At 62.1% G+C, this 24,673-nt stretch carries 22 protein-coding genes; 19 read left to right on the plus strand and 3 right to left on the minus strand.

The genetic code is table 11. From position 1 onward, the window contains the following. The first annotated feature begins 87 nt into the window (after window positions 1–87). Window positions 88–972 (plus strand): LysR family transcriptional regulator, encoded by an 885-nt coding sequence (locus tag AC0Z2B_RS21420; protein ID WP_476299271.1) that lies wholly within the window; start codon window positions 88–90, stop codon window positions 970–972. A gap of 12 nt (window positions 973–984) precedes the next feature. On the opposite strand, the gene AC0Z2B_RS21425 is transcribed toward AC0Z2B_RS21420, so the two are convergent. Together AC0Z2B_RS21425 and AC0Z2B_RS21430 are read right to left on the minus strand one after the other, a co-directional pair. Then, a complete protein-coding gene (locus AC0Z2B_RS21425; protein WP_416423258.1) occupies window positions 985–1,209 on the minus strand; it encodes a hypothetical protein in 225 nt (74 codons plus the stop codon). 267 nt (window positions 1,210–1,476) lie between these two features. Further along, window positions 1,477–3,141, minus strand: coding sequence for an electron transfer flavoprotein-ubiquinone oxidoreductase (locus AC0Z2B_RS21430; protein ID WP_476299273.1), 1,665 nt, complete (start codon window positions 3,139–3,141; stop codon window positions 1,477–1,479). Between the two features lie 526 nt (window positions 3,142–3,667). Between AC0Z2B_RS21430 and AC0Z2B_RS21435 the strand changes: the two genes are divergently transcribed. The 9 genes from AC0Z2B_RS21435 (at window position 3,668) to AC0Z2B_RS21475 (ending at window position 10,708) form a co-directional block, all read left to right on the plus strand. Further along, window positions 3,668–4,417, plus strand: a complete 750-nt coding sequence (locus tag AC0Z2B_RS21435) for an electron transfer flavoprotein subunit beta/FixA family protein (protein WP_416423260.1) — start codon at window positions 3,668–3,670, stop codon at window positions 4,415–4,417. Further along, on the plus strand, window positions 4,418–5,347 hold the full coding sequence (locus AC0Z2B_RS21440; RefSeq protein ID WP_416423261.1) for an electron transfer flavoprotein subunit alpha/FixB family protein: 930 nt from the start codon (window positions 4,418–4,420) through the stop codon (window positions 5,345–5,347). Window positions 5,348–5,423: 76 nt separating this feature from the next. Continuing rightward, window positions 5,424–6,257, plus strand: coding sequence for a substrate-binding periplasmic protein (locus AC0Z2B_RS21445; RefSeq protein ID WP_476299275.1), 834 nt, complete (start codon window positions 5,424–5,426; stop codon window positions 6,255–6,257). Between the two features lie 9 nt (window positions 6,258–6,266). Beyond that, window positions 6,267–6,620 (plus strand): DUF4398 domain-containing protein, encoded by a 354-nt coding sequence (locus AC0Z2B_RS21450; protein ID WP_416423263.1) that lies wholly within the window; start codon window positions 6,267–6,269, stop codon window positions 6,618–6,620. Further along, the gene (locus tag AC0Z2B_RS21455; protein ID WP_476299277.1) at window positions 6,617–7,435 is read left to right on the plus strand and encodes an OmpA family protein; all 819 of its coding nucleotides are present in this window, start codon (window positions 6,617–6,619) and stop codon (window positions 7,433–7,435) included. Before AC0Z2B_RS21450 ends, AC0Z2B_RS21455 begins: the two co-directional genes overlap by 4 nt. A 199-nt stretch (window positions 7,436–7,634) precedes the next feature. After that, on the plus strand, window positions 7,635–9,080 hold the full coding sequence (locus AC0Z2B_RS21460; protein ID WP_473005928.1) for an aminotransferase class I/II-fold pyridoxal phosphate-dependent enzyme: 1,446 nt from the start codon (window positions 7,635–7,637) through the stop codon (window positions 9,078–9,080). Window positions 9,081–9,221: 141 nt separating this feature from the next. After that, window positions 9,222–9,674 carry a translation initiation factor 2 gene (locus AC0Z2B_RS21465; RefSeq protein WP_476299279.1) on the plus strand — a complete coding sequence of 151 codons (453 nt, stop codon included), beginning with the start codon at window positions 9,222–9,224 and terminating at the stop codon, window positions 9,672–9,674. 123 nt (window positions 9,675–9,797) lie between these two features. Continuing rightward, complete coding sequence (locus tag AC0Z2B_RS21470) at window positions 9,798–10,055, plus strand: YkgJ family cysteine cluster protein (RefSeq protein WP_416423267.1); 258 nt, start codon at window positions 9,798–9,800, stop codon at window positions 10,053–10,055. A gap of 47 nt (window positions 10,056–10,102) precedes the next feature. Further along, on the plus strand, window positions 10,103–10,708 hold the full coding sequence (locus tag AC0Z2B_RS21475) for an START domain-containing protein (RefSeq protein WP_476299281.1): 606 nt from the start codon (window positions 10,103–10,105) through the stop codon (window positions 10,706–10,708). A 775-nt stretch (window positions 10,709–11,483) separates the two neighbouring features. Here AC0Z2B_RS21475 and gltA read toward each other — a convergent pair. Further along, window positions 11,484–12,773 (minus strand): citrate synthase, encoded by a 1,290-nt coding sequence (gene gltA / locus AC0Z2B_RS21480; protein ID WP_416423270.1) that lies wholly within the window; start codon window positions 12,771–12,773, stop codon window positions 11,484–11,486. A 363-nt stretch (window positions 12,774–13,136) separates the two neighbouring features. Between gltA and sdhC the strand changes: the two genes are divergently transcribed. The 9 genes from sdhC to sucD all read left to right on the plus strand — a co-directional run bounded on the left by sdhC (window position 13,137) and on the right by sucD (window position 24,513). Further along, window positions 13,137–13,511, plus strand: a complete 375-nt coding sequence (sdhC, locus tag AC0Z2B_RS21485; protein WP_008372071.1) for a succinate dehydrogenase, cytochrome b556 subunit — start codon at window positions 13,137–13,139, stop codon at window positions 13,509–13,511. Continuing rightward, a complete protein-coding gene (gene sdhD / locus AC0Z2B_RS21490; protein ID WP_416423271.1) occupies window positions 13,505–13,873 on the plus strand; it encodes a succinate dehydrogenase, hydrophobic membrane anchor protein in 369 nt (122 codons plus the stop codon). The genes sdhC and sdhD overlap by 7 nt, the downstream gene beginning before the upstream one ends. 3 nt (window positions 13,874–13,876) lie before the next feature. After that, window positions 13,877–15,649, plus strand: a complete 1,773-nt coding sequence (gene sdhA, locus AC0Z2B_RS21495) for a succinate dehydrogenase flavoprotein subunit (protein ID WP_416423272.1) — start codon at window positions 13,877–13,879, stop codon at window positions 15,647–15,649. Window positions 15,650–15,660: 11 nt separating this feature from the next. Continuing rightward, a complete protein-coding gene (locus tag AC0Z2B_RS21500) occupies window positions 15,661–16,365 on the plus strand; it encodes a succinate dehydrogenase iron-sulfur subunit (protein ID WP_416423273.1) in 705 nt (234 codons plus the stop codon). 255 nt (window positions 16,366–16,620) lie between these two features. After that, window positions 16,621–19,452, plus strand: coding sequence for a 2-oxoglutarate dehydrogenase E1 component (locus AC0Z2B_RS21505; protein WP_473005930.1), 2,832 nt, complete (start codon window positions 16,621–16,623; stop codon window positions 19,450–19,452). 42 nt (window positions 19,453–19,494) lie between these two features. Beyond that, complete coding sequence (gene odhB, locus AC0Z2B_RS21510) at window positions 19,495–20,718, plus strand: 2-oxoglutarate dehydrogenase complex dihydrolipoyllysine-residue succinyltransferase (protein ID WP_473005932.1); 1,224 nt, start codon at window positions 19,495–19,497, stop codon at window positions 20,716–20,718. A 102-nt stretch (window positions 20,719–20,820) separates the two neighbouring features. Beyond that, a complete protein-coding gene (gene lpdA / locus AC0Z2B_RS21515) occupies window positions 20,821–22,257 on the plus strand; it encodes a dihydrolipoyl dehydrogenase (RefSeq protein ID WP_416423276.1) in 1,437 nt (478 codons plus the stop codon). A gap of 202 nt (window positions 22,258–22,459) precedes the next feature. After that, window positions 22,460–23,626: an ADP-forming succinate--CoA ligase subunit beta gene (gene sucC, locus AC0Z2B_RS21520; protein ID WP_416427566.1), complete on the plus strand. Its 1,167-nt coding sequence runs from the start codon at window positions 22,460–22,462 to the stop codon at window positions 23,624–23,626. Continuing rightward, the gene (gene sucD, locus AC0Z2B_RS21525) at window positions 23,626–24,513 is read left to right on the plus strand and encodes a succinate--CoA ligase subunit alpha (RefSeq protein ID WP_158155878.1); all 888 of its coding nucleotides are present in this window, start codon (window positions 23,626–23,628) and stop codon (window positions 24,511–24,513) included. The genes sucC and sucD overlap by 1 nt, the downstream gene beginning before the upstream one ends. Window positions 24,514–24,673 lie beyond the last annotated feature (160 nt).

The raw sequence follows: 24,673 nt of genomic DNA on the forward strand, positions 1-24,673 counted from the left end.
ACTGCCGCTATCTTCGATTCATCGGTAGCATAGGGAAAGTTGAATTTGGCAACGGCCACGTTCAGTTTTACTGAAGGCTAACAAAGCATGCGTGAAATCAGCCTGGACCGCCTGCGTACCCTGGTGGTGATCGCCGATCTGGGGTCGTTCGCGGAAGCGGCGCGGGCGCTGAACCTGGCGCCGCCCACGGTCAGCCTGCACATTGCCGACCTGGAGGCGCGGGTGGGCGGGGCTCTGTTGTCACGGGCGCGCGGGCGGGTGCTGCCCACGGCCATCGGCGAGACGCTGGTGGAGCGTGCCCGGCGGCTGTTGCTGGATGCGCAGCAGGCGCTGGAGGATGTGCAGCGCCAGGTGCAGGGGCTGGCGGGCCGGGTGCGCCTGGGCGCGTCCACCGGGGCGATTGCGCAGTTGCTGCCCCAGGCCCTGGAAACCTTGGGCCAGCGCCACCCCGGCATCGACGTGCAGGTGGCAGTGCTGACGTCCCAGGAAACCCTGCGGCAGCTGACCGCCGGTACGTTGGACATCGGCTTGATTGCCTTGCCGCAGTTGCCGGTCAAGGGCGTGCAGATCCAGCCCTGGCGCCGCGACCCGGTGATGGCGTTCCTGCCGGCGGCCTGGCAGGTGCCCGACGTCGTCACGCCAGCCTGGCTGGCCGCGCAGCCGCTGATCCTCAACGACAGCACCACGCGGCTGTCGCGGCTCACCGCCGAATGGTTCGCCAGTGACGGCCAGCAACCCACGCCGCGTATCCAGCTCAACTACAACGATGCGATCAAGAGCCTGGTGGCGGCGGGCTACGGCGCCACGCTGCTGCCCCACGAGGCGTCCACGCCGCTGCCGGACGCGCGCATGCTGATGCGGCCGTTGCAGCCCGAATTGTCCCGGCAGCTGGGCATCGTTCATCGTGCCGGTGAAGTCGAAAGGGCGACCCGGCATGTGCTGGAAGTGTTGTGGGCGTTGCAGGTGGAGTAGCGGTGTGGCGGGTCAGGCGACCTTGGCGATGTTGCGGGCCACGCCGCGCAAGTCGGTTACCGAGGCGGCCAGGCCGCTGAGGTGGCGCTCGATGTAATCGATGTCGGCGGAGTTGTCGGCGTAGGTGGAGTGGCGCAGGAACAGTGCGTGGCCTTGCAGCATGCGCGACAGCGCTTCCAGGTGGGCGGCGGTGTGTTCCAGGTCGTCCTGGATGGTGCCCAGGCGTTCGATGTGCATGGTAATGACTCCGATACTGAAGGCCGTGATTCACTCACTGCCCTGATGCCTTTTCTATCGGCAGGGGCGGGGTGAACTCCAGTAAATTCGGGTATCGGAAGCATTTCGGCGGTGTATGGCGCCTGACACGAATAGTGTCACAGAGCCATATGTTGGTCGTTCCCTTCTTGGGTTTGCGTCGCCTGAATCGCGACCAAGGTCGGCTCCTACGCTGTACGTGGTAGGAGCCGACCTTGGTCGCGATGCAGGCGACGAAGATCCAACGGGTTACATGTTCGGGTAGGTGGGGCCGCCGCCGCCTTCCGGGGTCACCCAAGTGATGTTCTGCGAAGGGTCCTTGATGTCGCAGGTCTTGCAGTGCACGCAGTTCTGGGCGTTGATCTGGAAGCGCTTCTCGCCGTCTTCCTGGGTGATGACTTCGTACACACCCGCCGGGCAGTAGCGCTGGGCCGGTTCGTCGTAGAGCGGCAGGTTGGTGCTGATCGGGATGCTCGGGTCCTTCAGCTTCAGGTGGCAGGGTTGTTCCTCTTCATGGTTGGTGCTGGAGAGGAACACCGAGCTCAGCTTGTCGAAGCTCAGCTTGCCGTCGGGCTTGGGATAGTCGATTTTCTTCGAGTCCTTCGCCAGCTTCATGCACGCGTAGTCGGGCTTGGTGTCGTGCAGGGTGAAGGGGATCTTGCCGCCGAAGATGTTCTGGTCGATGTAGTTGAACGCACCGCCCAGCACCGCGCCCCACTTGTGGATGGCGGGGCCGAAGTTGCGGCTGGCGAACAGCTCTTCATGCAGCCAGCTGGCCTTGAAACCGTCGACGTAGCCGGTCAGCAGGTCGCCGCCCTCGGCGCCGGCCAGCAGCTTCTCGGCCACCGCGTCGGCGGCCAGCATGCCGGACTTCATGGCCGTGTGGCTGCCCTTGATCTTGGCGAAGTTCAGGGTGCCCAGGTCGCAGCCGATCAGCGCGCCGCCGTTGAAGACCATCTTGGGCAGCGAGTTCAGGCCGCCCTTGCAGATGGCACGGGCGCCGTAGCTGATGCGCTTGCCGCCTTCCAGGTACTGGCTGATGACAGGGTGGTGCTTGAGGCGCTGGAACTCGTCGAACGGCGACAGGTACGGGTTGCCGTAGGACAGGTCGACGATCAGGCCTACAACGACCTGGTTGTTTTCCAGGTGGTAGAGGAACGAGCCACCGGTGTTCTCGGTGCCCATGATGTCCATCGGCCAGCCGGCGGTGTGCACCACCAGGCCCTGCTCGTGCTTGGCCGGGTCGACTTCCCAGATTTCCTTCAGGCCGATGCCGTAGTGCTGGGCGTCGGCGTCGCTGTCCAGGTTGAAGCGCTTGATCAGTTGCTTGCCGATGTGCCCGCGGCAGCCCTCGGCGAACAGCGTGTACTTGCCACGCAGTTCCATGCCGGGGGTGTACATGCCGTCTTTCGGGTGGCCTTCGCGGTCCACGCCCATGTCGCCGGTGAGGATGCCGCGTACGGTGCCGTTTTCGTCGATCAGCGCTTCCTGGGCGGCGAAGCCTGGGTACACTTCCACGCCCAGGTTCTCGGCCTGCTGGGCCAGCCAGCGGCACAGGTTGCCCAGGGAGATGATGTAGTTGCCTTCGTTGTGCATGGTCTTGGGCACGAACGCGCCGGGCACCTTGCTGGCGCTCTCGGCGTTTTTCAGCACGTAGATGTCATCGCGCTTGACCGGGGTGTTAAGCGGCGCGCCCAGCTCTTTCCAGTCCGGGAACAGCTCGTTCAGCGCGCGGGGTTCGAACACTGCGCCGGAGAGAATGTGGGCGCCTACCTCGGAGCCTTTTTCCACCACGCAGACGCTGATTTCCTGGCCCGCTGCAGCAGCTTTCTGCTTCAGGCGGCAGGCGGCGGACAGGCCAGCGGGGCCGGCCCCGACGATGACCACGTCGAATTCCATGTATTCGCGTTCCACAGGTTCTCTCCTACTCAAGGCTCACAGTTTTTTCTAATGGCGTTGCGCTTTCTGGCGTGGGGTGCGGTGTAGCACACCCGTGGACGCACTACAGGGCAATCTCTTTGGCCGCGCATTATATCTACACCACCGGCAGGGTCCAATACAAACGTTTGTTTGAATTTGTCCCAGGCCAGTAAATTCGCTGGGGGCGGGGGCATGACCGACGGGTTCCGGTTGTTGACCGGTCCGGGCGTAGCGGTCAAGATACGGGCGGTTTTGCATTTGCCGCAGGTTGTCCTGAGGCTGCAAGAGCATCTCTAAAAGCCAGGCCAGAGCCGCGCAGGCACGCCTTGCCCCTGTTGTAGTGGAGTTTACACGTCGCCACCGCCCGTGACTGCCCGGTTTTGCCGCTAAGTCATTGAATTCAGGGAGCAATGCTAAATTAAGCGGGCTCGCCGTCGTTTTTAAAGGTGCCCTTGTGCCCACTGAGCATCGCCTGGCCTGCCGGGCGACATTCTTTTCACCGGAGAGTAACGAGGAATCCATGAAGGTTCTTGTAGCTGTCAAACGAGTGGTCGACTACAACGTCAAGGTCCGTGTCAAAGCGGACAACTCCGGCGTCGATCTCGCCAACGTCAAGATGTCCATGAACCCCTTCTGCGAAATCGCCGTGGAAGAGGCCGTGCGTCTGAAAGAGAAGGGCGTCGCGTCTGAAATCGTCGTCGTCACCATTGGCCCGGCCACTGCGCAGGAACAACTGCGTACCGCCCTGGCCCTGGGCGCTGACCGCGCCATCCTGGTGGAAGCCGCCGAAGAACTGAACTCCCTGGCCGTGGCCAAGCTGCTCAAGGCCGTTGTCGACAAGGAACAGCCACAGCTGGTGATCCTGGGCAAACAGGCCATCGACAGCGACAACAACCAGACCGGCCAGATGCTGGCGGCGCTGACCGGCTTCGGCCAGGGCACCTTCGCCTCCAAGGTGGACGTGGCTGGCGACAAGGTCAACGTCACCCGTGAAATCGACGGCGGCCTGCAGACCGTTGCGCTGAACCTGCCCGCCATCGTCACCACCGACCTGCGTCTGAACGAGCCTCGTTACGCTTCGCTGCCTAACATCATGAAGGCCAAGAAGAAGCCGCTGGAAACCGTGACCCCGGACGCCCTGGGTGTTTCCGTGGCTTCCACCAACAAGACCATCAAGGTTGAAGCCCCGGCTGCCCGCAGCGCTGGCATCAAGGTCAAGTCGGTTGCAGAACTGGTCGAGAAACTGAAAAACGAAGCGAAGGTAATCTAAATGACTATCCTGGTTATCGCTGAACACGAGAATGGTGCCGTAGCCCCGGCTACCCTGAACACCGTCGCAGCTGCCGCGAAAATCGGTGGTGACGTGCATGTGCTGGTGGCCGGCCAAGGCGTTGGCGCCGTGGCTGAAGCTGCCGCCAAGATCGCCGGCGTGGCAAAAGTGCTGGTGGCCGACAACGCCGCCTACGCGCACTTCCTCCCTGAAAACGTTGCGCCGCTGGTGGTCGAGTTGGCCAAGGCCTACAGCCACGTGCTGGCCCCGGCCACCTCGAACGGCAAGAACGTGCTGCCGCGCGTCGCTGCCCAGCTGGACGTCGACCAGATCTCCGAGATCATCTCGGTTGAGTCGGCTGACACCTTCAAGCGTCCGATCTACGCCGGCAACGCCATTGCCACCGTGCAATCGAACGCTGCCATCAAGGTCATCACCGTGCGCGCCACCGGCTTCGACGCCGTTGCCGCCGAAGGTGGCTCGGCTGCCATCGAAGCCGTGGGCGCTGCCCATGACGCTGGCAAATCGGCGTTCGTCGGCGAAGAGCTGGCCAAGTCCGACCGCCCTGAGCTGACCGCTGCCAAGATCGTCGTTTCCGGCGGCCGCGGCATGCAGAACGGCGACAACTTCAAGCACCTGTACGCCCTGGCCGACAAGCTGGGCGCCGCCGTCGGTGCCTCGCGCGCCGCCGTGGACGCAGGCTTCGTGCCCAACGACATGCAGGTCGGCCAGACCGGCAAGATCGTTGCGCCACAGCTGTACATCGCCGTCGGTATTTCCGGCGCGATCCAGCACCTGGCGGGCATGAAGGACTCCAAGGTGATCGTTGCGATCAACAAGGACGAAGAGGCGCCGATCTTCCAGGTGGCCGACTACGGCCTGGTGGCTGACCTGTTCGAAGCGGTGCCCGAGTTGGAAAAGCTGGTCTGATCCAGCTGCTTCACTTATAAAAGAGCCCGGTCCGATGACCGGGCTTTTTTATGTGTGGAAGTTGGAAGGATTAACGATGAAGCGAGCCTTGAGAATGGGCGCCTGGGCAATCGCCATGTTGCTGCCCACCCTGGCCAGCGCCGCCGGCACCTGCGAGCGCCTGGTGGCCACCGGCAGCCCGGATGCGCAGCCCTTTTCGTGGCGCGACCCGGATGACCCCACCCACCTGATCGGCGCCAACGTCGACCAGCTCAAGCGCATTGGCGAGGAGCTGGGCATCAAGATCGACGTGCTGTACAGCGGCCGCCGCTCCCAGGCCCTGGAAGAGGTGCGCAGCGGGCGCATGGACCTGCTGGTGGACGCCCCGATGGCCTTCGACCAGCTGGAAACCCTGGACTACATCCACCCGCGCATGGCGCTCAACGACTACCTGGTGTGGACCCGCAAGGGCTCGGCCATGGTCTACCACACCGTGGGCGACCTGCACGGCCATGCTGGCGCGGTGTCGGCGCGGGCGCGCCTGGGCGCCTCGTTCAAGCGCTTCGCCGACGAGAACCTGAGCCTCACTGCCGCCGAGTCGCTGACCGCCGCCTTCCAGCAACTGATGCTGGGCAAGGTCGAGTACGTGGTAGCGGGGCGCTACGCCGGCCAGGCCGTGTCCCAGACCCTGGGGCTGGGCAATGACGTGGTGGCCCACGAGACGCCGCTGGACCGCCCGGGGCTGTACCTGGCGCTGTCGCACAATTCGGCCTGCAATGACCCCTGGCTGCGCGGACAGCTGGCGAAAAAGATGACAGAATTGCCCGCGTCCGGCCAAGCCGAGGCGGTGCTGCAGCGTAATGTCGAACGGTGGAAGGCGAGCTTGCAGCAACCGCGCGTGCCGCAACCGGCCAGTGCCCCAAACCAGTAGGGAATCCGTGTGAGAATTCAAGCTTTGACCGCCGTCGTGGCGGTGCTGGCCCTGGCCGGTTGTGCCAGCGACCCGGCCCCCGTCGAGCAACTGCGCCTGACCGAGCAGGCCGTGGACCAGGCGCGTGCCGTGGGTGCCACCGATGAGGTGGATGAGATGAAACTGGCCAGCGACAAGCTCGCCAGCGCCCTGGCCGCCAACGGCAGCCAATCGTACCGCCAGGCCCGCCTGCTGGCCGAGCAGGCCGAGCTGGACGCGCGCCTGGCCGAGGCCCGGGTGCTCACCGAGAAGAGCCAGGAGCAACTGACCCAGGTCAACACCCGTATCGTGCGCCTGCACAAGCAGCTGGGGGAAGTGCAATGAGCCTGTCTACACGCGTGGGCGGTGGCCTGATTGCCCTGGGCTGCCTGGGCCTGTTCGGTTGTGCCAGCCATGCCGGTGCGCCAGCAGTGACCTTGCAGCAGGCCAGCGCCAGCTTCCAGACGGTCAAGGATGATGCCGACGTGCTGCGCGCCGCGCCGCGCGACGTGATCCGCGCCGGCGAGTCGCTGTCGCGTGCCGAGCGCCTGGCCAGCTACTGGGGCAGTGGCGACGACGTGGCGCAGTATGCCTACCTCAGCCAGCGCTACAGCGAGATCGCCCGCGAGCACACCCAACTGGTGCTGAACAAGGAAAAACTCGCCAAGCAGGACCTGGAGCGCCAGCGCCTGCAGCTGGCCCTGCGTGAGTCCAAGCTCAACAGCGTGCAGCAGCAGGGCAAGGCGCTTGAAGAGCAGTTTGTCAGCATGGCCACCACCGAGACCGACCGCGGCCTGGTGCTGACCCTGGGCGACGTGCTGTTCGACAGCGGCGAAGCGGATCTCAAGCCGTCGGCCAACCGCATGATTCTCAAGCTGGTGCAGTTCCTGCAACTCAACCCCAAGCGCGTGGTGCGCATCGAGGGCTACACCGATAACACCGGCGACAGCGACTTCAACCTGGGGCTGTCCAAGGACCGCGCGCAGACCGTGGCCGACACCTTGGTGGACCTGGGTATCGACGACAAGCGCATCCAGGTGCAGGGCTATGGCGACCAGTACCCCGTGGAAGCCAACGCGTCGGAGCGGGGCAGGGCGATGAACCGCCGTGTCGAGATCGTCTTCTCCGACGAGAAAGGCGTGCTCGGCGCCGCCCGCTGAACCACCCGTAGCAGCGGCCACAGGCCGCGTCCGGCCGCGCCGCGCCAGGTGAGGCGTGCGCGGTGAGGCTGGACGCGGCCTGTGGCCGCTGCTACGGGGGTGGCATAATCCCCTCGCAATCGTGGAACTGTCCCCGTACACTTTTCAACTGTTCCGGTACTAAAATCAAAAAACCGCCTGATCAGTCGAGAAGCCCCGCATGACCAGTCTTCTGCTCTACCAGCGCATCGCTCAGCAACTGGCCGAGGATATACGCCGTGGCGTCTACCAGCCGGGGGAGCGGGTGCCGTCGGTGCGCAAGATGAGTTCGCAGCTCAACGTGAGCCATGCCACGGTGCTACAGGCCTACGCCAACCTTGAGGATCAGGGGCTGATCCGCGCCCGGCCGCAGTCGGGCTACTACGTGCACCAGACTCCGGCGCTGACCGCGCCGACCCCGGACATCGCCCGCGTGGAGCGGCCGGGCCTGGTGACCCGCGCCAGCATCATCCAGCAGGTGCTGGTGGAGTCGCGCCGCGAAGGGGTGTTTCCGCTGGGGGCTGCCGTGCCCCACGTGGACTATTTGCCGGTACGCGCCCTGCACCAGCAGATCGCCAAGGTCACGCGTTTCCATAGCCCGCGGGCGTTCAGTTACATGTTCAGCCCCGGTTTCGAGCCGCTGCGTCGGCAGGTGGCGATTCGTATGCGCGACGCCGGCGTGGTGGTCGACCCTTCCGAGGTGGTGATTACCCATGGCTGCGTGGACGCGCTGCAGATGTCCCTGCGCGTGCTGACCCGGCCCGGCGACCTGATCGCCGCCGAATCGCCTACCTATTACGGCCTGTTGCAACTGGCTGACCTGCTGGGCCTGAAGGTCATCGAGATTCCCAGCGACCCCTCCACGGGTATCAGCCTGGAAGCCTTGCAACTGGCGGCCAACCAATGGTCGATCAAGGCCCTGGTGCTGACCCCGCGCCTGAGCAACCCGCTGGGCGGCACCATGCCCGAAGAGCGCATGAAGCAGCTGTTGCGCCTGGCCTCGGACTTCGATATCCAGATCGTCGAGGATGATATCTACGGCGAGCTGATGTTCGAACAGGGCAAGACCAAGGCGCTCAAGGCCTACGACCGCCTGGGCCACGTGATCTACTGTTCCAGCTTCTCCAAGACCTTGTCGCCCGGCGTGCGCATCGGCTGGATGATCGCCGGTAAGTACCAGGCGGAAATCCAGCGGCTGCAGACCTTCACCACCCATTCGGCGTGCAGCGTGACGCAGATGGGCATCGCCAGCTACCTGGAAAATGGCGGCTACGACCGCCATCTGCGCTACATCCGCCATGAATACCGCAAGAACCTCAGCGCTTACCAGTTGGCCGTGCAGCAGTACTTCCCCGATGGCACGCAGATCACCCGGCCGTTGGGTGGCTTCATCCTCTGGGTGAGCCTGCCGGGGCGGGTCAATACCCAGGAATTGCACGTGCGGGCGCTGGAGCAGGGTATCAGCATCGCCCCCGGCCTGATCTTCAGCAACACCGAGCAATTCAACCACTGCATCCGCCTCAACTGCGGCATGCCGTGGAACAAGGAGGCGGAGCGGGCGCTGATGACCTTGGGCCTGCTGGCAGGGCAACTGTGCCAGGAAGTGGCGAGCGGCCAGTTTTACTAAGGATTTACGTTCTGTTACCGCTCGGGGGCTTGCCAGCGAGCCCTCTAGCGGGGAGCATATAGCCTTGTGCTGCCATTTCTGCCTGTGTCTATGAATGCCTTGCGTTGTATCGGACTGCTTGTGCTGTGCCTGGGATCCGGCATGGCGTGTGCGCAATCGTTACCCTCCACCGAACCTTTTCTGCTGCTGGCCCAGGCGGACGGCGCCCACGCGGCCGTGAAGAAGGCGCCGGTGAAGAAGGCTGCGCCCGTGGTCAAGAAGCCTGCGGCCAAGCCCAAGCCGGTGAAGAAGCCGGTCGCCAGCAAGACCAAGGCACGCAAGGACGCCGACGCCGTGGCGGCGGATCTGCCCAAGGCGAAGCTGGACCTGTCCTTGCCCAAGGCCATGGTCAACACGCTGGAGCCTGCGAAGAAAACCGAGGCCCAGGCCCCAGCCAGGGACCAGTCGCTGCTGCCGTCCTATTTCGACGAAAAGAAAACCGAGGACTTCCAGCTCAACGGCCGCTTGCTCAGCAACGAACTGCAACTGCAGCGTCGCAACGAAAACACCCGCGAAGTGGAAGGCGCGGCGTTGGATTTCCAATTCAAGCAGTAATCGGACGGGCGGTTGGCAGCATCGCCCTGTCGAAAATCCTTCCGGGCCAATTTCAAACGCCTGTTTAAGCGGTTACTATCCCCCTACACCCGATTCATTGCCTGACGTGAGGTTCGTGTCGTCATGATGTGCCGTGAAGGCTGTGGCGCCTGCTGCATAGCCCCTTCCATCTCCTCTCCCATTCCGGGTATGCCCAACGGCAAGCCTGCCGGCGAGCGCTGCGTGCAGCTCGATGCGCGCAACCTGTGCCAGCTGTTCGGCCGCCCGGAGCGCCCCGCCGTGTGTGGCGGGTTCCAGGCGGACCCGGAAGTGTGCGGCGAGACGGACGCCCAGGCGATACAGTTGCTGGGGTGGTGGGAGCAGATGACATCTGTAGCCTGACGGGCGGTGAGGGCGGTGTACCTTCTGGACTATAAGGAAAAATAATTATGGGTTCGCTGCATCGTTTGGCTGTTGTATGTGGATTGACGGCGCTGGTCGCCACCGCGGTGCATGCCGAGGACTGGCAGACGGCCAAGGACGAAGACGGTATCAAGGTGTCGCTGGCCGTGGTGCCGGGCTCCGATTACAAGGCCTACCGTGGCGTGACCACCATCAAGGCGTCGATCGCCAAGATTCGCGCCTTGCAGGAAGACGTGGCCGGCGCGTGCACCTGGACCCACGAGTGCAAGCTGCAGAAGCTGCTCAAGCACGAGGGTGACAAGGCCTGGACCTACACCCAGTTCAACACGCCGTGGCCGGTGACCCCGCGTGACTCGGTGCTGGAGATCACCACGGTGCAGGGCGCCGATGGCAGCCTGACCCGCAACCTGGAAGAGGTGCCGACCTACCTGCCGCCCGAGAAGGGCTTCGTGCGCGTGGCCCAGGTGCAGGGCTTCTGGAAACTGGTGCCCAAGGGTGCGGACAGCACCGAAGTGACCTACCAGGTGCACACCGAGCCAGGCGGTAGCGTGCCGTCGTTTGTGGCGAACAAGTTTGTGGTCGAGGCACCGTTCAATACGCTGAAAGAGTTGCGTACCAGGGCTGAGCAGTAAGGTCGCAGTTGCAGCTGCATCACTGCAAACCGCTCTTGATCTTGATCCCGTGAGGCCTTTGATCTTGATTGTGTGCCCCATAAAGCGCCAGGGCCGACTGGAGGCGTCGAGCAAGCGGTCCGAGGCGGAGCCGAGGAAGACGGAGCCGGAGACGCTTCTATTCCGGGCCGTCGTCCGCTTGATCGGCGCCGGAGGGAGGGGACCCGTAGCGAAGCGTAGGGACCAAGCAGGGGCAAGCCTTTTTTGGTTACTTTTTGGGGCGTTTGCCAAAAAGTGACCCGGCGTAAGGCCGGAAAGGTGATTCTGCATCACCTTCGGTAATGGATATGTCCATGATTGTCGGATCCTGCTTCTGACGATTCTGGATATATCCATTTTCGCGGTGCGACCACCGACCGTTTCGCCCTTACGGCGAGTAACTTTTTGGCAGTCGCCCCAAAAAGTCACCAAAAAGGGCTTGCCCCTGCTTGGGCCCTACGCTTCGCTACGGGTCCCCTCCTTCCGGCGCCGCTCAACGGGCAGACGGCACCCGCTATAGAAGCCTGCGGGTTACCGTCTCTTCGGCCTGCGGCCTCGGCCCTTCGGGCAGCCCGTTGATCGACGCCTCCAGTCGGCCCGGGCGCTTTACGGGGCATACAATCAAGATCAAAAGCCAGATCAACAGCCAGATCACAAGCCAGATCACGAGCCAGGTCGCGGGTCGGATCAGGATCATTGGTGGATGGAAATAAAAAAGGCTGCCCGAGGGCAGCCTTTTTCTGTGCGGCGGGAAAACTTACTTGCGGTCTTCCAGCTTGCTCACGTCGCGCGAATCGTAGCCGGTGTACAGCTGGCGCGGGCGGCCGATCTTGTACGGGCTGGAGAGCATTTCCTTCCAGTGCGAGATCCAGCCCACGGTACGTGCCAGGGCGAAGATCACGGTGAACATGCTGGTTGGAATACCGATCGCCTTGAGGATGATCCCCGAGTAGAAGTCGACGTTCGGGTACAGCGAGCGCTCGATGAAGTAAGGATCGGTAAGGGCGATCTCTTCCAGGCGCATGGCCAGTTCCAGCTGCGGGTCGTTCTTGATGCCCAGCTCTTTCAAGACTTCGTCGCAGGTCTGCTTCATCACGGTGGCGCGCGGGTCGCGGTTCTTGTAGACGCGGTGACCGAAGCCCATGAGCTTGAACGGATCGTTCTTGTCCTTGGCCTTGGCGATGAACTTGTCGATGTTGGACACATCGCCGATTTCATCGAGCATGGTCAGCACGGCTTCGTTCGCACCGCCGTGGGCAGGGCCCCACAGTGCGGCGATGCCGGCGGCGATACAGGCGAACGGGTTGGCACCCGACGAGCCTGCCAGGCGCACGGTGGACGTCGAGGCGTTCTGTTCGTGGTCGGCGTGCAGGATGAAGATGCGGTCCATGGCCTTGGCCAGGATTGGACTGATCGGTTTGATCTCGCACGGGGTGTTGAACATCATGTGCAGGAAGTTTTCCGCGTACGTCAGGTCGTTGCGCGGGTACATCATGGGTTGGCCCATGGAGTACTTGTACACCATCGCTGCCAGGGTCGGCATCTTGGCGACCAGGCGCACGGCGGAGATTTCGCGGTGCTGCGGGTTATTGATGTCCAGCGAGTCATGGTAGAACGCCGACAGGGCGCCAACCACGCCGCACATCACGGCCATCGGGTGGGCGTCGCGGCGGAAGCCGTTGAAGAAGGTCTTCAACTGCTCGTGCACCATGGTGTGGTTCTTCACGGTGCTGACGAACTGGGCCTTCTGCTCTGCCGTCGGCAGTTCGCCGTTGAGCAGCAGGTAGCAGGTTTCCAGGTAGTCGGATTTCTCGGCCAGCTGCTCGATCGGGTAGCCCCGGTGCAGCAGGATGCCGTTGTCACCATCGATGTAGGTGATCTTCGATTCGCACGAGGCGGTCGACATGAAACCTGGGTCGAAAGTGAAGCGGCCCGTGGAAGTCAGGCTTCGCACGTCGATAACATCGGGACCAACGGTGCCGGTTAAAATGGGCAGCTCGACGGGGGCTGCGCCCTCGATGATCAACTGCGCTTTTTTGTCAGCCATGTGGCCTCCTATTAATGCTTGAAATCATCAGACAGACCCCCCACGCAGGGCCCGCACCACTATAGTGAGATAAATCCGAATGTCAATTTGCTTAAAGTCAGGCTGTACAAGGCTTTTAGCGCGTTTTTTCATTGCTGATCCCTGCCATTTACGCCTTTTTTTCATATAGCGCAATCCGCCCTTTCGGGTAGGTCGGCGCGTTGTCATTAGTATCCTAACTGTCTATACTCGGCAGCCGACCGTCAGGGGCTTTTCAGCCCGTTTCCGCTGGCGTCGTCACTCCCTGGGTGGTGGGTACCTGACCAGTACACTTCCCGACAACTTGCCCTGCTTGCTAGGGGCTCTTCAGTGTGAAAAAAAGCCGTGAATAGCCAACGACCTGTAAACCTAGACCTAAGGACCATCAAACTCCCCATAACCGGCGTAACGTCGTTCCTTCATCGCGTATCGGGCATCATCCTGTTCCTGGGTATCGGCTTCATGCTTTATGCATTGGGCAAATCCCTGGGTTCGGAAGAAGGCTTCGCGTCCGTGAAGGACACCTTGACCAGCCCCCTGGCCAAGTTCGTTGCATGGGGTCTTTTGTCCTCCCTGCTGTATCACCTGGTGGCCGGTGTGCGCCATCTGATCATGGATGCCGGTATTGGTGAGACGCTGGAAGGCGGTCGCCGTGGCTCCAAAATCATCATCGCCGTTTCCGTGGTGCTGATCGTTCTGGCAGGAGTTTGGATATGGTAACCAGCGTTACGAATCTTTCGCGTTCGGGCCTCTACGACTGGATGGCACAGCGTGTGTCGGCGGTTGTCCTCGCGGCTTATTTCATTTTCCTGATCGGATACCTCGTTGCGCATCCGGGCATTGGTTTCGACCAATGGCATGCGCTGTTCTCCCACAACGCCATGCGCATCTTCAGCCTGTTGGCGCTGGTGGCCCTCAGTGCTCACGCCTGGGTCGGCATGTGGACCATCGCCACCGACTACCTGACGCCAATGGCGCTGGGCAAGGCGGCGACGGCAGTGCGTTTCCTGTTCCAGGCAGTATGCGGCGTAGCAATGTTCGCGTACTTCGTCTGGGGTGTGCAGATTCTTTGGGGTATCTGATTCATGGCTAGCATCAATTCAATGACTTTCGACGCCATCATCATCGGTGGTGGTGGCGCCGGCATGCGCGCTGCGCTGCAACTGGCACAGGGCGGTCACAAGACTGCCGTGGTCACCAAGGTGTTCCCGACCCGTTCGCACACTGTATCTGCCCAGGGTGGCATCACCTGCGCCATCGCCTCGGCCGACCCGAACGATGACTGGCGCTGGCACATGTACGATACCGTCAAGGGTTCCGACTACATCGGTGACCAGGACGCTATCGAATACATGTGTTCCGTAGGTCCGGAAGCCGTGTTCGAACTGGAACACATGGGCCTGCCGTTCTCCCGTACCGAGCAGGGCCGCATCTACCAGCGTCCGTTCGGTGGCCAGTCCAAGGACTTCGGTAAGGGTGGCCAGGCCGCCCGTACCTGCGCCGCTGCCGACCGTACCGGTCACGCGCTGCTGCACACCCTGTACCAGGCCAACCTGAAGGCCGGTACCGTATTCCTGAACGAATACTACGCCGTTGACCTGGTGAAGAACTCCGACGGCCAGTTCGTCGGCGTGATCGCCATCTGCATCGAAACCGGTGAAACCTCGTACATCCGCGCTGACGCGACCGTACTGGCTACCGGCGGTGCGGGCCGTATCTACTCGTCCACCACCAACGCCCTGATCAACACCGGCGACGGCGTGGGCATGGCCCTGCGTGCCGGCGTGCCGGTGCAGGACATCGAGATGTGGCAGTTCCACCCGACCGGTATCGCCGGCGCCGGTGTACTGGTTACCGAAGGTTGCCGTGGTGAAGGTGGTTACCTGATCAACAAGCACGGCGAGCGTTTCATGGAGCGTTATGCGCCGAACGCGAAGGACCTGGCTGGTCGTGACGTGGTTGCCCGCTCGATGGTTAAAGAAATCATCGCCGGCAACGGTTGCGGTCCTGACGGCGACCACGTGATGCTGAAGCTCGACCACCTGGGCGAGGAAGTGCTGCACAGCCGCCTGCCTGGCATCTGCGAACTGTCGAAGACCTTCGCCCACGTTGACCCGGTCGTCGCGCCAGTTCCTGTGGTTCCAACCTGCCACTACATGATGGGCGGCATCGCCACCAACATTCATGGCCAGGCCATCACCCAGGACGCCGAAGGCAACGACACCATCATCCCTGGCCTGTTCGCAGTGGGTGAAGTGGCGTGCGTATCGGTGCACGGTGCCAACCGCCTGGGCGGCAACTCGCTGCTCGACCTGGTGGTATTCGGCCGCGCCGCTGGCCTGCACCTGGAGCAGGCCCTGAGCGAAGGCGTGGAATACAGCCGCGCCAGCGACACCGACATCGAAGTGGCCCTGGCTCGCCTGAACGGCCTGAACACCCGTACCACCGGCGAAGACGTCGCTACCCTGCGCAAAGAGCTGCAGCAGTGCATGCAGAACTACTTCGGCGTGTTCCGTACCGGCGAATACATGCAGAAGGGCATCGCCCAGCTGGCGACCCTGCGCGAGCGTATCGCCAACGTCAAGATCAACGACAAGAGCCAAGGCTTCAACACCGCTCGAATCGAAGCCCTTGAGCTGCAGAACCTGCTGGAAGTGGCCGAAGCCACCGCGATCGCCGCAGAGCATCGCAAAGAGTCCCGCGGCGCCCACGCCCGTGAAGACTACGAAGACCGCGACGATGAAAACTGGCTGTGCCACACCCTGTACTTCCCGGGTGAGAAGCGCGTTGCCAAGCGTGCTGTCAACTTCTCGCCGAAAACCGTTCCGACTTTCGAACCTAAAGTCCGGACTTACTAAGGGTGGCCGCCATGTTGCAAGTCAGTGTTTACCGCTACAACCCCGACGTGGATACCGCGCCGTCCATGCAGACCTTCCAGGTCGACACCGGCGGCAAGGACCTGATGGTCCTGGACGTGCTGGCGTTGATCAAGGAGCAGGACGAGGGTTTCTCGTACCGTCGCTCCTGCCGTGAGGGCGTTTGCGGCTCCGACGGCATGAACATCAACGGCAAGAACGGCCTGGCGTGCATCACGCCGCTGTCCGCTGTCGTAAAAGGTAACAAGTTGGTCATCCGTCCACTGCCAGGCCTGCCGGTAATCCGTGACCTGGTCGTCGATATGAGCATCTTCTACAAGCAGTACGAGAAGGTGAAGCCTTTCCTGCAGAACGACACGCCGGCCCCGGCCATCGAGCGTCTGCAGTCGCCGGAAGAGCGCGAGAAGCTGGACGGTCTGTACGAGTGCATCCTGTGCGCTTGCTGCTCGACTTCCTGCCCGTCCTTCTGGTGGAACCCGGACAAGTTCCTGGGCCCTGCTGCGCTGCTGCAAGCCTACCGTTTCCTGGCTGACAGCCGCGACACCAAGACCAATGAGCGTCTGGCGTCCCTGGATGACCCGTTCAGCGTGTTCCGCTGCCGGGGCATCATGAACTGCGTGAACGTTTGCCCCAAGGGTCTGAACCCTACCAAGGCGATCGGCCACGTACGTAACATGCTGCTGCAAAGCGGCGTTTGATACTGATACACCTGCTGTAACGTAAAGCGCCAGGGTGCGGGTCTTCTTCAGCCCGTACCCTGGTAACAACCAGAGCGTGGCCCACAAGGCCTTCGCTTTTAATTTTGAAGCAATGAGACCAGCAGGGGCATCCGGGCTGGTACCCGGACTACTTGCGTGATTTCTCGGTGGCTTGTTGTAGTCGCTGCACTCGGACTTATTCAAGCTTGCTGTGGCGTCAACGCCGGTGGAGTCCCCAAACGAGGGTGACCAAGCATGCAAGAAAGCGTGATGCAGCGCATGTGGAGCAGTGCCTACCTTTCCGGTGGTAACGCTGCCTATGTGGAAGAGCTCTACGAACTCTACCTGCACGACCCTAACGCTGTGCCAGAAGAGTGGCGCACCTACTTCCAGAAGCTGCCTGCCGATGGCGGCGCAGCTACCGATGTTTCGCACTCGACAATTCGCGATCATTTCGTGCTGCTGGCCAAAAACCAGCGCCGCGCCCAACCGGTTTCCGCCGGAAGCGTGAGCAGCGAGCACGAGAAGAAGCAAGTTGAAGTGCTGCGATTGATCCAGGCCTACCGCATGCGCGGCCATCAGGCGGCCCAGCTGGACCCGCTGGGGCTGTGGCAGCGACCTGCACCGGCAGACCTGTCAATCAATCATTACGGCATGACCAATGCCGATCTCGATACAACCTTCCGTGCCGGCGACCTGTTCATCGGCAAGGAGGAAGCGAGCCTACGTGAAATTCTCGAAGCGTTGCAGCAGACATATTGTCGCACCATCGGTTCGGAGTTCACTCACATCGTCGATTCCGAGCAACGCCAGTGGTTCCAGCAGCGTCTGGAAAGCGTGCGCGGCCGTCCGGTGTTCTCCGCTGACGTGAAGGGCCACGTGCTCGAGCGCGTGACCGCGGCAGAGGGCCTGGAAAAGTACCTGGGCACCAAGTACCCGGGCACCAAGCGCTTCGGTCTGGAAGGCGGCGAGAGCCTGATTCCGATGCTCGACGAGATGATCCAGCGTTCCGGTTCCTACGGCACCAAGGAAGTGGTCATCGGCATGGCCCACCGTGGCCGCCTGAACGTGCTGGTGAACACCTTCGGCAAGAACCCGCGCGAGCTGTTCGACGAGTTCGAAGGCAAGAAGAAGGTCGAGCTGGGCTCCGGTGACGTGAAGTACCACCAGGGCTTCTCGTCCAACGTGATGACCCCAGGCGGCGAAGTGCACCTGGCCATGGCGTTCAACCCGTCCCACCTGGAGATCGTATCGCCAGTGGTCGAGGGTTCCGTGCGCGCCCGCCAGGACCGCCGCAACGACGCGGTCGGCGACAAGGTGCTGCCGATTTCCATCCACGGTGACGCTGCGTTCGCAGGTCAGGGCGTGGTCATGGAAACCTTCCAGATGTCGCAGACCCGCGGTTTCAAGACCGGCGGCACCGTGCACATCGTGATCAACAACCAGGTCGGCTTCACCATCAGCAACCCGCGCGACTCGCGTTCCACCGAGTACGCCACCGACGTTGCCAAGATGATCCAGGCGCCGATCCTGCACGTGAACGGCGATGATCCGGAAGCGGTGCTGTTCGTCACCCAGCTGGCCGTCGACTACCGCATGCAGTTCAAGCGCGACATCGTCATCGACCTGGTGTGCTACCGCCGTCGCGGCCACAACGAGGCCGACGAGCCAAGCGGCACCCAGCCGCTGATGTACCAGCAGATCGCCAAGCAGCGCACCACTCGCGAACTGTACGCCGAGCGCCTGATCCAGGGCGGCAGCCTCAACGCCGACGCCGTGCAGGCCCAGGTGGACGAGTACCGCAACGCGCTGGACAACGGTCTGCACGTGGTGAAAAGCCTGGTCAAGGAACCGAACAAGGAACTGTTCGTGGACTGGCGCCCGTACCTGGGCCACGCCTGGACTGCGCGCCACGACACCCGCTTCGACCTCAAGACCCTGCAGGAACTGTCCGCCAAGCTGCTGGAAATTCCGGAAGGCTTCGTGGTGCAGCGCCAGGTCGCGAAGATCTACGAAGACCGCCAGAAGATGCAGGCCGGTGGCTTGCCGATCAACTGGGGCTACGCCGAAACCATGGCCTACGCTACCCTGGCCTTCGAAGGCCACCCGGTGCGCATGACCGGCCAGGACATCGGTCGCGGCACGTTCTCGCACCGCCACGCGGTCCTGCACAACCAGAAGGATGCTTCCACCTATATCCCTCTGCAGAACCTGTACGCCGGCCAGCCACGTTTCGACCTGTACGATTCGTTCCTGTCCGAAGAAGCGGTACTGGCGTTCGAATACGGCTACTCCACCACCATGCCTAACGCGCTGGTGATCTGGGAAGCCCAGTTCGGTGACTTCGCCAACGGTGCCCAGGTAGTGATCGACCAGTTCATCACCAGCGGCGAGCACAAGTGGGGCCGCCTGTGCGGTCTGACCATGCTGCTGCCACACGGTTATGAAGGGCAGGGCCCGGAGCACTCCTCCGCGCGTCTGGAGCGTTACCTGCAGCTGTGCGCCGAGCACAACATCCAGGTGTGCGTGCCGACGACCCCTGCACAGATCTACCACCTGCTGCGTCGCCAGGTCATCCGTCCGCTGCGCAAGCCGCTGGTGGTCCTGACGCCGAAGTCGCTGCTGCGTCACAAGTTGGCGGTCTCGACCCTGGAAGACCTGGCCGAAGGCTCCTTCCAGACCGTTATCCCGGAAGTCGACGCCATCGAGCCAGCCAAGGTCAAGCGCCTGGTGCTGTGCAGCGGCAAGGTCTACTACGACCTGCTGGAAAAACGTCGTGCCGAAGGCCGTGATGACATCGCGATCGTGCGTCTGGAGCAACTGTACCCGTTCCCTGAAGACGACCTGATGGAGACGCTCGCCCCGTACACCAACCTCGAAAACGTGGTGTGGTGCCAGGAAGAGCCGATGAACCAGGGCGCCTGGTACAGCAGCCAGCACCACATGCGTCGCAGCTTCAACAACCACAAGAAGGGCCTGGTCCTGGAATACGCCGGTCGCGATGCTTCGGCCGCGCCAGCCTGTGGTTACGCTTCGATGCACGCCGAGCAGCAGGAAAAACTGCTGCAAGACGCATTCACCGTTTGATGCCATCGCGCACAAGAAACCGAATTTAAGGAACCACTGATAATGGCTATCGAGATCAAAGCCCCTACTTTCCCGGAATCGGTTGCCGATGGCACCGTTGCCACCTGGCACAAGCAACCGGGCGAAGCCGTCAAGCGCGACGAGCTGATTGTCGACATCGAGACCGACAAAGTAGTGCTGGAAGTACTCGCCACCGCTGACGGCGTCCTGGGCGCCATCGTCAAGGGCGAGGGCGAAACCGTCCTGTCCGACGAAGTCCTGGGCTCCATCGTTGAAGGCGGCGCCGCTGCCGCCGCTCCAGCTGCCGCGCCTGCCGCTGCCGCTGCTGCACCTGCTGCTGCCGCCGCTGGCGACGAAGACGCCATCGGCGCGCCGGCTGCGCGCAAGCTGGCCGAAGAAAACGGCATTGCCCTGAGCAGCATCAAGGGCACTGGCAAGGACGGCCGCGTGACCAAGGAAGACGTGGTTGCTGCCATCGAAGCCAAGAAGTCCGCACCTGCCGCTGCGCCAGCTGCCAAGCCTGCCGCTGCCGCTGCTGCCGCCCCTGTGCTGGCCGCCGGTGACCGCGTTGAAAAACGCGTGCCGATGACCCGCCTGCGCGCCAAGGTTGCCGAGCGCCTGGTCGAAGCCCAGTCGAACATGGCCATGCTGACCACTTTCAACGAAGTCGACATGACCGAAGTCATGGCCCTGCGTTCGAAGTACAAGGACCTGTTCGAGAAGTCCCACAACGGCGTGCGCCTAGGCTTCATGTCGTTCTTCGTCAAGGCTGCCACCGAAGCGCTGAAGCGCTTCCCTGCGGTCAACGCCTCGATCGACGGCGCCGACATCGTCTACCACGGCTACGCTGACGTCGGCGTCGCCGTGTCCAGCGACCGCGGCCTGGTAGTGCCAGTACTGCGCAACGCCGAGCTGATGAGCCTGGCCGAAATCGAAGGCGGCATCGCCACCTTCGGCAAGAAGGCGCGCGACGGCAAGCTGTCGATGGAAGAAATGACCGGTGGTACCTTCACCATCACCAACGGCGGTACCTTCGGCTCGATGATGTCGACCCCGATCGTCAACCCGCCACAGGCCGCTATCCTGGGCATGCACAACATCATCCAGCGCCCGATGGCCGTGAACGGTCAGGTCGTGATCCGTCCGATGATGTACCTGGCACTGTCCTACGACCACCGCCTGATCGACGGTAAAGAAGCCGTTACCTTCCTGGTGACCATCAAGAACCTGCTCGAAGATCCGGCTCGTCTGCTGCTGGACATCTGACAAAGCAGCCGAAAGCTGTAAGCTACGAGCCTCAAGCCGTCCGCGGCGGGGCTCTGGCCTGCAGCTTGCGGCTTGAAGCTTGAAGCTAATAGGAAGCTATTTATGACTCAGAAATTCGACGTGGTAGTGATTGGTGCGGGCCCTGGCGGCTACGTGGCCGCCATCAAGGCAGCACAGCTCGGTCTTTCGACTGCCTGCATCGAGAAGTACACCGACAAGGAAGGCAAACTGGCCCTGGGCGGTACCTGCCTGAACGTCGGCTGCATTCCTTCCAAGGCGCTGCTGGACAGCTCCTGGAAATTCCACGAAGCCCAGGACGGTTTCGCCATCCACGGTATCAGCCACAGCGGCGTGACCATGGACGTGCCAGCGATGGTCGGCCGCAAGGCCAATATCGTCAAGGGCCTGACTTCCGGCGTTGCCACCCTGTTCAAGGCCAACGGCGTCACTTCGATCCAGGGCCACGGCAAGCTGCTGGCTGGCAAGAAAGTCGAAGTCACCAAGCCTGACGGCACCACCGAAGTCATCGAAGCCGAGAACGTCATCCTGGCCTCCGGTTCGCGTCCGATCGACATCCCGCCGGCCCCGGTCGACAACAAGGTCATCGTCGACTCCACCGGCGCCCTGGAATTCCAGGCCGTGCCAAAACGCCTGGGCGTGATCGGCGCCGGCGTCATCGGCCTGGAGCTGGGTTCGGTATGGTCGCGCCTGGGTGCCCAGGTGACCGTGCTGGAAGCCCTGGACACCTTCCTGATGGCCGCTGACACCGCCGTCTCGAAAGAAGCCTACAAGACCCTGACCAAGCAAGGCCTGGACATCAAGCTGGGCGCACGCGTCACCGGCTCCAAGGTCAACGGCGAAGAAGTCGTGGTCACCTACACCGACGCCAACGGAGAACAGAACATCACCTTCGACAAGCTGATCGTTGCCGTGGGCCGTCGCCCAGTGACCACCGACCTGCTGGCCGCCGACAGCGGCGTGAACATCGACGAGCGCGGCTTCATCTTCGTTGACGATCACTGCACCACCAGCGTGCCTGGCGTCTACGCCATCGGTGACGTGGTACGTGGCATGATGCTGGCCCACAAGGCCTCGGAAGAGGGCATCATGGTCGTCGAGCGCATCAAGGGTCACAAGACCCAGATGAACTACGACCTGATCCCATCGGTTATCTACACCCACCCGGAAATTGCATGGGTCGGTAAAACCGAACAGGCCTTGAAGGCTGAAGGCGTTGAAGTTAACGTGGGCACCTTCCCGTTCGCCGCCAGTGGCCGTGCCATGGCAGCCAACGATACCGGCGGTTTTGTAAAAGTTATCGCTGATGCCAAGACTGACCGCGTGCTGGGTGTCCATGTAATTGGCCCAAGTGCCGCAGAACTGGTTCAGCAGGGCGCGATCGGCATGGAATTCGGCACTAGCGCCGAAGACCTCGGGATGATGGTTTTCTCCCACCCGACCTTGTCCGAAGCACTGCATGAAGCAGCGCTGGCCGTGAATGGCGGTGCCATCCACGTTGCCAACCGTAAAAAGCGTTAAGTGAAACAATAAGAAACCACGACGGGCCGCCCGTCGTGAGTCTTGCGTGCACGACTCACCGCGGAAAGTTCGTCGGACTCACCCCGCAGGCCAACAGGGACCACGCATCCTTGAAAGCCTGCGAGCAGCAGTCACAGGTGGCGCGGCACTCCACAGAGAGCGCAGCGCCGAAGCGCAGTACCTAACGAAGACGGTAATAAGCATGAATCTTCACGAGTATCAGGGTAAGCAGCTGTTCGCTGAATACGGCCTGCCAGTATCCAAGGGTTACGCGGTAGACACCCCGGAAGAAGCTGCAGCAGCTTGCGAAAAAATCGGCGGGACTGAATGGGTCGTCAAGGCTCAGGTCCACGCGGGTGGTCGCGGTAAAGCGGGCGGCGTAAAGCTGGTTCGCAGCAAAGAAGACGCCAAGGCCTTCGCACAGCAGTGGCTGGGCAAGCGCCTGGTGACTTACCAGACTGACGCCAATGGCCAGCCTGTTACCAAGATCCTGGTTGAATCCTGCACCGATATCGCCAAAGAGCTGTATCTGGGCGCAGTAGTCGACCGCTCCAGCCGTCGTATCGTGTTCATGGCTTCCACCGAAGGTGGCGTGGACATCGAGAAGATCGCTCACGACACTCCTGAAAAGATTCTGAAAGCTACCATCGACCCACTGGTCGGCGCACAGCCGTTCCAGGGTCGCGACCTGGCGTTCCAGCTGGGTCTGGAAGGCAAGCAGGTTGCCCAGTTCGCCAAGATCTTCGTTGGCCTGGCCAAGCTGTTCCAGGACCACGACCTGGCCCTGCTGGAAGTCAACCCGCTGGTGATCAAGGCCGACGGCGACCTGCACTGCCTCGATGCCAAGATCAACATCGACGCCAACGCCATGTACCGTCAGCCTAAGCTGAAGACGTTCCATGACCCGTCGCAAGACGACGCCCGTGAAGCCCACGCTGCCAAGTTCGAACTGAACTACGTGGCACTGGAAGGCAACATCGGCTGCATGGTCAACGGTGCCGGCCTGGCCATGGGTACCATGGACATCGTCAACCTGCACGGCGGCAAGCCTGCCAACTTCCTGGACGTGGGCGGCGGCGCTACCAAAGAGCGCGTGACCGAAGCGTTCAAGATCATCCTGTCCGACTCCAACGTCGCCGCAGTACTGGTCAACATCTTCGGCGGCATCGTTCGCTGCGACATGATTGCCGAAGGCATCATCGGCGCCGTGAAAGAAGTCGGCGTGAAAATCCCGGTCGTTGTGCGCCTTGAAGGCAACAACGCTGACCTGGGCGCCAAAGTACTGGCAGAAAGCGGTCTGAACATCATCGCTGCCACCAGCCTGACCGACGCTGCTCAACAAGTCGTTAAAGCTGCGGAGGGCAAGTAATGAGCGTCCTGATCAATAAAGATACCAAAGTCATCTGCCAGGGCTTCACCGGCTCGCAGGGTACTTTCCACTCCGAACAAGCCATCGCCTACGGCACCAAGATGGTTGGCGGCGTGACCCCAGGCAAGGGTGGTACCACCCACCTGAACCTGCCAGTGTTCAACACCGTTGCCGAGGCTGTAAAAGCCACTGGCGCCACCGCCAGCGTGATCTATGTACCGGCTCCGTTCTGCAAGGACTCCATCCTTGAAGCGGCGTTCGGCGGCATCAAGCTGATCATCTGCATCACCGAAGGCATTCCTACCCTGGACATGCTGGATGCCAAGGTCAAGTGCGACGAGCTGGGTGTTACCCTGATCGGCCCGAACTGCCCAGGCGTCATCACTCCGGGCGAGTGCAAGATCGGCATCATGCCAGGTCACATCCACTTGCCAGGCAAGGTAGGCATCGTGTCGCGTTCCGGCACCCTGACCTACGAAGCCGTGAAGCAGACCACCGACGCCGGCTTCGGCCAGTCGACCTGCGTCGGCATCGGCGGTGACCCGATCCCGGGCTCCAACTTCATCGACATCCTGAAGCTGTTCCAGGAAGACCCGAAGACCGAGGCGATCGTGATGATCGGCGAGATCGGCGGTTCGGCTGAAGAAGAAGCGGCTGCCTACATCAAGGCCAACGTGACCAAGCCGGTCGTGTCCTACATCGCTGGTGTGACTGCCCCTCCAGGCAAGCGCATGGGCCACGCAGGCGCAATCATCTCCGGCGGCAAGGGCACTGCAGACGAGAAGTTCGCTGCCCTGCAAGACGCCGGCGTGAAAACCGTGCGTTCGCTGGCTGACATCGGCAAGGCCCTGGCCGAGCTGACTGGCTGGGAAATCAAGAAGGCCTGAGCCTTCGTTGATTAGCTGAGCCAACAAAGGCCACCTTCGGGTGGCCTTTGTCGTTTTCGGGTGCGGAAAGGTGAAACGTTTCGCCTGACGAAATCGGCAAAAAATGTCCCCCGTGCGACATTACCGCGCGTTCATCGGACAGTACGTGCAATAACAGTGC

The organism is Pseudomonas sp. GYB4201, assembly GCF_056312595.1.

Bases quoted from the DNA above. Each gene is read 5' to 3' on its own strand.
- AC0Z2B_RS21420 (WP_476299271.1), top strand. From the start codon at position 88: ATGCGTGAAATCAGCCTGGACCGCCTGCGTACCCTGGTGGTGATCGCC.
- AC0Z2B_RS21425 (WP_416423258.1), bottom strand. From the start codon at position 1,209: ATGCACATCGAACGCCTGGGCACCATCCAGGACGACCTGGAACACACC.
- AC0Z2B_RS21435 (WP_416423260.1), top strand. From the start codon at position 3,668: ATGAAGGTTCTTGTAGCTGTCAAACGAGTGGTCGACTACAACGTCAAG.
- AC0Z2B_RS21440 (WP_416423261.1), top strand. From the start codon at position 4,418: ATGACTATCCTGGTTATCGCTGAACACGAGAATGGTGCCGTAGCCCCG.
- AC0Z2B_RS21445 (WP_476299275.1), top strand. From the start codon at position 5,424: ATGAAGCGAGCCTTGAGAATGGGCGCCTGGGCAATCGCCATGTTGCTG.
- AC0Z2B_RS21455 (WP_476299277.1), top strand. From the start codon at position 6,617: ATGAGCCTGTCTACACGCGTGGGCGGTGGCCTGATTGCCCTGGGCTGC.
- AC0Z2B_RS21460 (WP_473005928.1), top strand. From the start codon at position 7,635: ATGACCAGTCTTCTGCTCTACCAGCGCATCGCTCAGCAACTGGCCGAG.
- AC0Z2B_RS21465 (WP_476299279.1), top strand. From the start codon at position 9,222: ATGGCGTGTGCGCAATCGTTACCCTCCACCGAACCTTTTCTGCTGCTG.
- AC0Z2B_RS21470 (WP_416423267.1), top strand. From the start codon at position 9,798: ATGATGTGCCGTGAAGGCTGTGGCGCCTGCTGCATAGCCCCTTCCATC.
- AC0Z2B_RS21475 (WP_476299281.1), top strand. From the start codon at position 10,103: ATGGGTTCGCTGCATCGTTTGGCTGTTGTATGTGGATTGACGGCGCTG.
- gltA (WP_416423270.1), bottom strand. From the start codon at position 12,773: ATGGCTGACAAAAAAGCGCAGTTGATCATCGAGGGCGCAGCCCCCGTC.
- sdhD (WP_416423271.1), top strand. From the start codon at position 13,505: ATGGTAACCAGCGTTACGAATCTTTCGCGTTCGGGCCTCTACGACTGG.
- sdhA (WP_416423272.1), top strand. From the start codon at position 13,877: ATGGCTAGCATCAATTCAATGACTTTCGACGCCATCATCATCGGTGGT.
- AC0Z2B_RS21500 (WP_416423273.1), top strand. From the start codon at position 15,661: ATGTTGCAAGTCAGTGTTTACCGCTACAACCCCGACGTGGATACCGCG.
- AC0Z2B_RS21505 (WP_473005930.1), top strand. From the start codon at position 16,621: ATGCAAGAAAGCGTGATGCAGCGCATGTGGAGCAGTGCCTACCTTTCC.
- odhB (WP_473005932.1), top strand. From the start codon at position 19,495: ATGGCTATCGAGATCAAAGCCCCTACTTTCCCGGAATCGGTTGCCGAT.
- lpdA (WP_416423276.1), top strand. From the start codon at position 20,821: ATGACTCAGAAATTCGACGTGGTAGTGATTGGTGCGGGCCCTGGCGGC.
- sucC (WP_416427566.1), top strand. From the start codon at position 22,460: ATGAATCTTCACGAGTATCAGGGTAAGCAGCTGTTCGCTGAATACGGC.
- sucD (WP_158155878.1), top strand. From the start codon at position 23,626: ATGAGCGTCCTGATCAATAAAGATACCAAAGTCATCTGCCAGGGCTTC.